At 70.7% G+C, this 8,204-nt stretch carries 9 protein-coding genes; 2 read left to right on the forward strand and 7 right to left on the reverse strand.

Features of this window, described 5'->3' with window-relative positions:
* From ABNT58_RS09360 to ABNT58_RS09380, 5 genes are all read right to left on the reverse strand, one after another.
* Positions 1-674: ATP-binding protein (locus ABNT58_RS09360; RefSeq protein WP_348753218.1), on the reverse strand; the 674-nt coding region annotated here is incomplete at its 3' end.
* 5 nt (positions 675-679) lie between these two features.
* Positions 680-1,105 carry an anti-sigma regulatory factor gene (locus tag ABNT58_RS09365; protein ID WP_348753219.1) on the reverse strand — a complete coding sequence of 142 codons (426 nt, stop codon included), beginning with the start codon at positions 1,103-1,105 and terminating at the stop codon, positions 680-682.
* Complete coding sequence (locus ABNT58_RS09370; protein WP_348753220.1) at positions 1,062-1,451, reverse strand: STAS domain-containing protein; 390 nt, start codon at positions 1,449-1,451, stop codon at positions 1,062-1,064. The genes ABNT58_RS09365 and ABNT58_RS09370 overlap by 44 nt, the downstream gene beginning before the upstream one ends.
* A gap of 6 nt (positions 1,452-1,457) precedes the next feature.
* Positions 1,458-2,297 carry an STAS domain-containing protein gene (locus tag ABNT58_RS09375; protein WP_348753221.1) on the reverse strand — a complete coding sequence of 280 codons (840 nt, stop codon included), beginning with the start codon at positions 2,295-2,297 and terminating at the stop codon, positions 1,458-1,460.
* Between the two features lie 94 nt (positions 2,298-2,391).
* Positions 2,392-2,991: a GAF domain-containing protein gene (locus tag ABNT58_RS09380; protein WP_348753222.1), complete on the reverse strand. Its 600-nt coding sequence runs from the start codon at positions 2,989-2,991 to the stop codon at positions 2,392-2,394.
* 180 nt (positions 2,992-3,171) lie between these two features.
* Here ABNT58_RS09380 and ABNT58_RS09385 point away from each other — a divergent pair, with 180 nt between their 5' ends.
* Positions 3,172-3,933, forward strand: a complete 762-nt coding sequence (locus ABNT58_RS09385) for an SDR family oxidoreductase (protein WP_348753223.1) — start codon at positions 3,172-3,174, stop codon at positions 3,931-3,933.
* Between the two features lie 26 nt (positions 3,934-3,959).
* On the opposite strand, the gene ABNT58_RS09390 is transcribed toward ABNT58_RS09385, so the two are convergent.
* Together ABNT58_RS09390 and ABNT58_RS09395 are read right to left on the reverse strand one after the other, a co-directional pair.
* On the reverse strand, positions 3,960-5,642 hold the full coding sequence (locus ABNT58_RS09390; RefSeq protein WP_348753224.1) for a response regulator: 1,683 nt from the start codon (positions 5,640-5,642) through the stop codon (positions 3,960-3,962).
* The gene (locus ABNT58_RS09395; protein WP_348753225.1) at positions 5,639-7,156 is read right to left on the reverse strand and encodes an ATPase domain-containing protein; all 1,518 of its coding nucleotides are present in this window, start codon (positions 7,154-7,156) and stop codon (positions 5,639-5,641) included. Before ABNT58_RS09395 ends, ABNT58_RS09390 begins: the two co-directional genes overlap by 4 nt.
* Positions 7,157-7,302: 146 nt before the next feature.
* Here ABNT58_RS09395 and ABNT58_RS09400 point away from each other — a divergent pair.
* A partial coding sequence (locus ABNT58_RS09400) for an ROK family protein (RefSeq protein ID WP_348753226.1) occupies positions 7,303-8,204 on the forward strand: 902 nt, incomplete at its 3' end.

The raw sequence follows: 8,204 nt of genomic DNA on the forward strand, positions 1-8,204 counted from the left end.
ACGCCCACCGCCGCGCCCCGGGTGTGGCGGATGGCGCCATGCACCGACTGCACGATCTCGTCGGGCTGCTGGTGGCGGCTGCGCTGGAACTGGGCCACCGCCTCGTTGGCGGCGCGCGCCGCGTCCATGCCATGGCCCAGGCCATCGACCACGAACACGGTGCGGCCCTCGGCATCGTCGGCATGGCTCCAGGCGTCGCCGCAGGCCACCTCGCCCGCGCGTGGCAGCACCAGGCCGGCCAGCTCACCGGCCGCGGTGTCGGCCGTGCCGGCCTGCCCGGCCGGTGCTGCCGCTGCCGCAGCATGCACGCGGGCCAGCATCGCGGTGCCGCGGCCCGGCCAGCTCACCACCGCAAACGGGTCGGCCAGGCGGCGCAAGGCGCCCAGGCCGTTGCCCGCGGTGCCGGCGGTGGAGTAGCCATCGGCCAGGGCCCGGCCGAGGTCGGCGATGCCGGCGCCGGCATCCAGCGCCAGCAGGTCCACGTGGTGATCGGCAGCGCCCACCACCAGCCGGCCGCCGCCGCCATGCTTGACCAGGTTGGTGGCCAGTTCGGTGGCGGCCAGGGCCACGCGGCCGGCGGCCGTCTCGTTGAAGCCTGCCGCCGTGGCCGCGGCGGATGCGCGCCGCCTTGCCTCGGCGATCTGGCTCTGCTCCGTGACGATGACTTCGAACATGCAGGCTACTTGAAGCGGGCGATCGTGATGCGGGTGCCCTGACCGGGCTGCGAGCTGATGTGGAACTCGGACGACAGCCGCTTGGCCCCACCCAGCCCCAGGCCCAGGCCGCCGCCGCTGGTGAAGCCGTCGCGCAGCGCCAGTTCGATGTCGGGGATGCCGGGGCCCTGGTCGACGAACTGCATGCGCACGCCGCGCCGCGGGGCCAGCACCAGTTCCAGGTCCACCGTGCCGCCACCGCCGTAGTCCAGCGTGTTGCGGGCCAGCTCGCTGGCGGCCGTCACGATCTTGGTCTGGTCGACCAGGCTCAGTCCGGCCTCCACCGCCAGCGCGCGCACCCGCTGGCGCACCCGGACCACGTCTTCCGACTTGCGGATGTCCAGCAGCTCAGCCACCGTCTTGGTCGTCGTCGTCCGACGCCAGGTAGGCATGGCGCCGGATCATCGCCATGCCCCGCTCCACGTCCAGCGCGGTCTTCACGCCGTTGAGGGACAGGCCCAGTTCCACCAGCGTGATGGCCACCGCGGGCCGCATGCCCACCACCACGGTGTCGGCGTCCAGGATGCGCGAGACCGCGGCGATGTTGTCCAGCATGCGGCCGATGAAGCTGTCCACGATCTCCATCGCCGAAATGTCGATCAGCACGCCGCGGGCACGCACCGCCACGATCCTGGCGGTCAGGTCTTCCTCCAGCGCGCTGGCCAGCTGGTCGTGCATGTCGACCTGGATGGTCACGAGCAGGGCGTCGCCCAGCTTCAGGATGGGAATGCGTTCCATGGCCGCTCAGCCCAGCGGCAGGCTCTGGCCGGGCGCCTCGGGTTTGCGCAGCCGCGTGACGCCACGGCCCTGGCGCGACAGCGCCAGCGCGAAGGCATCGGCCAGCGTGGCCTTGGACACCACCGTCAGCTCCACGCCCAGGTGCACCATGGTCTGCGCGATCTGCGGGCGGATGCCGCTGATGATGCAGTCAGCCCCCATCAGCCGCGCGGCGGCCACGGTCTTGAGCAGGTGCTGCGCGGTCAGTGTGTCCACCGTGGGCACGCCGGTGATGTCGATGATGGCCATGCCCGCGCCCAGCTGCGCGATGGACTCCAGCAGGTTCTCCATCACCACCTGCGTGCGCTGGCTGTCCAGCGTGCCGATCAGCGGCAGCGCCAGGATGCCGTCCCACAGCTTGATGACGGGCGTGGACAGCTCGGAGATCTCCTGCTGCTGGCGCACGATGACTTCTTCGCGCGTGCGCTGGAAGGCTTCCATCACCAGCAGGCCCAGGCGATCGACCAGCAGGCCGGTCTGCCAGGTGGCCTGCACATCGTGGCCGGCGCCGCGGGTCATGGCCTCGAACAGCGGCTGCTTGAGCGAGAAGATGAAGGTGGCGATCTCGCGCGGGCTGAAGCCCTGCTGCGCGCGGCTGGCCGACAGGTCGGACAGCGCATCGCGCAGCGGCGCGAAGGCCGGCGCGTCCAGGTCGCTGGATTCGGCCATGCCCGCGCGCAGCTGGCGCAGCAGGCCGGCGCACTGCACCCTCAGCTCACCTTCCCGGATGCGGCCGCTTTGCAGCGCACCATCGGCCTGCAGGTTTTGCAGCCAGGCTTCCAGGATCTCGGCCTCGTGCGTGGCCAAGGTGTCGTATGCGGGGGCTTGTCCCGGCTGACCCATGCTTTTCAACTCCTCATGTTGAAGCCATGTTAGCCGCACGGCGCGGCTGGCTCCCTCCCTATCCTTCTGGCGGGTGCAGCGCCAGCAACAGCCGGCGCACGTCGTCGGAACAATCGTCGCCCGGCTGCACGCCGCTGGCCAGCCGCGCCAGGTCCAGCGTCACCGTCTGCGCCACGCTGCGCAGCAAGGCCCGCTCGTCAGCGGTCCAGTCGCGCACCGCGCCGATCTGCTCGCAGCACACCACGCCCACCGCCTGCCCGTTGACCACGAACGCCGCGTCCAGCGTGGCCAGCACCTGCTCGGGCTCGCAATAGGCGGTGTTCAGCGCCGCCAGCAGCGGGGCTTCGCGCAGGTCGGCCACGGCCAGCACGCCGGTGTCCAGCACCGCCTGCAGGTAGGCCTGCACCGCGGCCTGCGACAGCGCGCAGCGGTGGATCTGCAGCCCGCGGCTGAAGCTGGACCAGGCGGTGCACTGCAGCGTGGCGTTGGGGGCGGCGCGCTGCAGCAGCCACACCGTCACGCGGTGGCAGGCGATGGCCGCCTTCAGCAGGTCGGCCACGGCATCCAGGTACTGGGGCAGGCTGCAGGCACCGCTGGCAAGCTGAAAGCCCAGTGGCCTCAGCGTGTCAGTGGCCGCCTGGAATCGGGTGTTGGGCATGGCGGCTCCTCCGGGTAGCAAGAATGTAGACAGGCGTTGCAAAGCAAGGGCCCGCACAGAGTTGGCGCATTCATCGACAAGCACCACCTACAGCAGGCGGTCCCGCTGTCCTACGCAGGCAGCGGGGACAGGCCACGTAGCCTTGCTGAACGGGTCAGGTTCGGCCCGAGGAGCAGCAACTTGCATCGATTTGGCAACAAGACCGTCATCGTCACCGGGGCGGCATCGGGCATCGGCCGCGGCGTGGCCGAGCGCTTTGCTTCCGAAGGCGCCAACGTGGTCTTGTGCGACCTGGACGAAGACCTGCTGGACCGCGTGACCGCCACGCTGCCGCCCGAGCGCACCCTGGCCCGGCGCTGCGACGTGTCCGACTATGCGCAGGTCGAGGCACTGGTGCAGGCCGCCGTGCAGCACTTCGGCGGGCTGGACGTGATCGTCAACAACGCCGGCATCGCGCCCGAGGGCACGGTGGAAAAAGTGTCCATCGACGACTGGCACCGCACGCTCAACACCGACCTCACCGGCGTCTTCCACGGCTGCCGCGCAGCCATGCCGCACCTGCTCAAGACGCAGGGCTGCATCGTCAACACGGCGTCGGTCTCGGGCCTGGGTGGCGACTGGAACACCGCCGCGTACAACGCGGCCAAGGGCGGCGTGGTCAACCTCACACGCGCCATCGCGCTGGACTACGGCGGCCGCGGCGTGCGCTGCAACGCGGTGTGCCCGTCGCTCACCCGCACCGGCATGACCGAAGACATGCTCAAGGACGAAAAGCTGGTCAGCCAGTTCATGGAACGCATGCCGCTGGGCCGCGTGGCCGAGCCTTCGGACATCGCCGGCGTGGTGGCCTTCCTGGCCAGCATGGACGCGCGCTTCGTCAACGGCGTGAACCTGCCTGTGGACGGCGGCGTCACCGCCTCGAACGGTCAGCCGCCGATGTAAAGCGGGGCGGCCCCATGCGGCTGCTTTCAGCGCGCGCCGTCCTGCATGGCCTGCGACACGGCGCGCAGCAAGGTGCCGATGTCGAACGGCTTGATGAGGATGGACTGCGTGCCCAGCACCGTGCCCACCTCGGCCATGTCGGCATAGCCGGTGGCCAGGATCACCGGCAGCCGCGGCTGGCTCTCGCGGGCCTGCTTGATCACCTCGGCCCCGTTCATGCCGGGCATGGCGTAGTCCACGATCAGCAGGTCGGGCCGCTGGCGGCCCAGCATCTCCAGCCCGTCGGGGCCGTTGGAAGCCGACATCACCCGGTGGCCGTTGAAGCGCAGGCTGTCCACCAGCACGCGGCGCACCTCGGCGTCGTCTTCCACCACCAGGATGTGGTGCTGGCGCTGGGTGGCCTGCGCCGGCCCATCGGCCGGTGCCTGGGTCTGCAACTGCGGCGCGGCCATCGGAAAGCGCATCTCCACGGTGGTGCCCTCGCCCACCCGGCTGTCGATGCGGGCCGAACCGCCCGACTGCTGCGCAAAGCCGTACACCTGGCTCAAGCCCAGGCCGGTGCCGCTGCCCAGCGGCTTGGTGGTGAAGAAGGGGTCGAACACCTTGCTCAGCAGGTGCGGCGGGATGCCCGCGCCTTCGTCGGTGACCGACACGCACACCTGCTGGCCGGCCGGCAGTTCGTCGGCGCTGGTGTCTTCCACGCGGGTGGCGATCAGCAGCCGGCCACCCTCGGGCATCGCGTCCTTGGCATTGACGGCCAGGTTGAGGATGGCCATCTCCATCTGGCTCGGGTCCAGCTGCACCCAGGCCGGGCCTTCGCTCAAGGCCAGCTCCACCGCCACGGTGGCGCCGGTGGAAATGGCCACCAGCTCCTGCATGCCCAGCAGCAGCGCATTGACGTCGGTCAGTCGCGGCAGCAGCGATTGCGCGCGCGCAAAGGTCAGCAGCTGGCCGGTGAGCCGCGAGCCGCGCGAGACTGCCCGCCGCGCACGCTCGGCGATGGCGGCCACCTTGGCTTCCGGGATCTGCCGCACCAGCAGCTCCAGGTTCATGCTGACCACGTGCAGCAGGTTGTTGAAGTCGTGGGCGATGCCGCCGGTCAGCCGGCCGATGGCCTCCATCTTCTGCATGTGCACCAGCGCGGCCTGGGCCCGTTCGCGCTCGTTGATCTCGGCCATCAGCCGGTCGTTGGCCGCGGCCAGTTCGTGGGTGCGGGCGGCGATGCGGTCTTCCAGCTCGCGGTTCAGCCGTTCCACGGTGGCGCGTGCCTCGCCCAGCTCCTGCAGGTTGCGGCGGGTGACGTACTGCCGGTTGCGGGCGCGCACCGCCGCTTCGGCCGCGCTGGCCAGGGTTTCGGCATTCACCGGGCGCTCCAGCAGCACCACGTTGCCCAGCGCATGCAAGGCCTGCGCGGCATGCGCCGGCCGGCGGCCGGCCTGGCGCGTGGCCAGCACGATGAAGGGGAAGTCCGACCAGCTGGGCTGGTCGGCCAGCCAGCGCGCCAGCGCGCCGCCCGCCTCGGACTGCAGGCTTTCTTCGGTGACGATGGCGGCCGCGGCGCCTTCGCGCAGGCCGGCCAGCATGGCGTCATGGCTGGCGCACACCACAGACGCGATGTCGGCCGCGGCCAGCACCGAGGCCACCACGTCGGCATCGCGACCGCGGGGCGTGTGCACCAGCACCCGCCGCTCCATCGGCGCGGCGATCACTGCGCCGTCACCTGCGGTGCACCGTCGCCCAGCAGCGCCTGCGAGCCGCGATAGGCCGGCAGGCCGCGCATCACGCCCTCGAAGTCGACCAGCGCGGCGCCGATCTCCACACCGCCGCGGCCCAGACGGAATTCGCGGATGTAGGGCTCGTGCGCACTGGTGCGGCTCTTGACCACCGACACCGCCTTGAGCAGCTGGCCCCGCGCCTCGAAGAAGCGGAACAGCACCAGCGCATCGCTGAGGTAGCTGAGGTCGACATCGCTGCCGCCGTCGCCCAGGATGCCGTGCTGGCCCAGCACCAGCAGCGTGGCCACGCCGCGCTGGTTCAGGTAGGTGAGCAGCTCATGCATCTGCAGCAGCAGGAACTTGCCGCCGGGCATGCCTTGCAGGTAGGCGTTCAGGCTGTCGATCACCAGCGTGGTGACGCCGCGGCTGGCCACCGCCTCGCGCACCAGGTGCGAGAACTCGCCCGGCGACACCGCGGCGGGGTCCAGCGCGTGCACTTCCAGGTCGCCGCTGTCGATGTACTGCTGCACCGGCAGGCGCAGCATGCGGCAGCGGGTGAGCAACGTACCCAGGCCTTCGTCGAACAGGTAGTAGGCCGCCTTCTCGCCGCGCTGCAGCGCTGCCATGATGCAGGTGATGGCAGTGGTGGTCTTGCCCACGCCGCTGGGGCCGGCGAACAAGGTGTTGCTGCCGCTGGTCAGGCCGCCGCCCAGCATCTGGTCGAACACCGCATGGCCGGTGCTGCGCAGCTGGTGCACGTGGTCGCCCGGGTGTTCGGCGGCCGTCAGGCGCGGGAACAGCGAGATGCCGCCGGTGTCAAGCCGGAAGTCGTGCTCGCCGCCGCGGAACTTGGCGCCGCGCAGCTTGGCCACCCGCAGGAAGCGCTTGTCCTCGCCGTAGTGGCCGCTGGTCTGCCCGAGAGTGAGCACGCCGTGGGCCAGGCTGTGCAGCTGCAGGTCGGCGTCCTGCGAGGTCTTGTCGTCCAGCAGCAGCACGGTGCAGCCATGCCGCGCGAAGAAATGCTTGAGCGCCAGGATCTGCCGGCGGTAGCGCAGCGGGTCCTGCGCCAGCAGCCTCATCTCCGACAGGCTGTCGAACACCACGCGCTGTGGGCGCTGCTGTTCCACCGCGGCCATCACGCCGCGGGTGGTTTCGCCCAGCTCCACTTCCGACGGATGCAGGATGGACTGCTCGGCGTCTTCACCCAGCCCCGCGGCCGACACCAGCTCAAACAGCGTCAGCCCGTCCAGCGACCAGCCGTGGGCAGCGGCCACCACCCGCAGCTCCTCGGCGGTTTCCGACAAGGTGACGTAAAGGCCTTTTTCGCCGCAGCGCAATCCTTCCAGCAAGAACTGGATGCCCAGCGTGGTCTTGCCGCTGCCGGGCTCCCCTTCCACCAGGTACACATGGCGCTCGGGCAGGCCGCCGCCGAGTACGTCGTCCAGGCCGGTGATGCCGGTGGCAGCGCGTGGAGGGGCCTGGGGCGTGAGGGACGATGGCGGATTCATGGCGGTACGGCAGAAGCGCGCAGGATGGCGCGCCGGATTCTGGCTGCTCTGGCAACCGACATGCCCAGACCCGGCCTGAACTCCTACACGCAGTGCCCGCGCCGTCTGACGCAGCCGCGCCGCCGCTGCACCAAGCATCGGGGCCCATGACCCGCACCCCCGACGCCCCGCCGGACCCGCAAGCCGCGCCCGCCCACGGCAGTTGCCAGCTGTCCAGCGTGCGGGTGGACGGCTACAGCCTGGAGATCGAGGACGAAGACGGCCTGGTCGGCGACCAGGCCAGCCAGACGGCCTTTCGCGCGCTGCTGGCCGACTGGCGCGAGCGCATGGAACGCGCCGGCCGCGACCCGCTGGGGCCCACGCCCAGCGAGGAGATGAGCAAGGACGAGCTCGACCGCATCGCGCTGTCGGGTGATACAGAGGCGGCGCGCACCGTCGCGCTGGCCATCCACGACTTCTCCGAACGGCTGGCCTACGTCATCGGCCGGCTGATGCGCCACCCCAGCTGGCACGGCGTGCAGCGCATCGTCGTGGGCGGCGGCTTCAAGGAAAGCGTGATCGGCCGCATCGCCATCCGGCAGACTGCTGCCCGGTTGCACGCCGACGGCCAGCCCGATGCGCTGCGCGCGCTGCAGATGCGCCCCATCCACCACGGCGCCGACGACGGCGGACTGGCCGGCGGCGTGCAGCTGCTGCCACCCGCGTTGCGGCAGGCCGGTGGCGCGATGCTGGCCATCGACATCGGCGGCACCAACGTGCGCTGCGGCATCGTCGCGTTCGGCCCTGGCGGTGACGATGCCCGTGTGACCGAACGGGAAAAATGGCGCCATGCCGACGAAGAAGGCGAAGCCGACCTGGTGGAAGGCATCGTCGATCTGCTGCGCCAGCTGATCGAGCGGGCCGAACAGCAAGGCACCGCGCTGCTGCCGGTGCTGGCCGTGGGCTGCCCGGGCGTGGTGATGCCCGATGGCAGCATCGACCGCGGCGCGCAGAACCTGCCCAGCGACTGGCGGCAGGCCAGCTTCCACCTGCCGCGCCGGCTGCAGGA

Source organism: uncultured Aquincola sp. (genome assembly GCF_964001545.1).
Taxonomy (GTDB): Bacteria; Pseudomonadota; Gammaproteobacteria; order Burkholderiales; family Burkholderiaceae_C; genus Aquincola.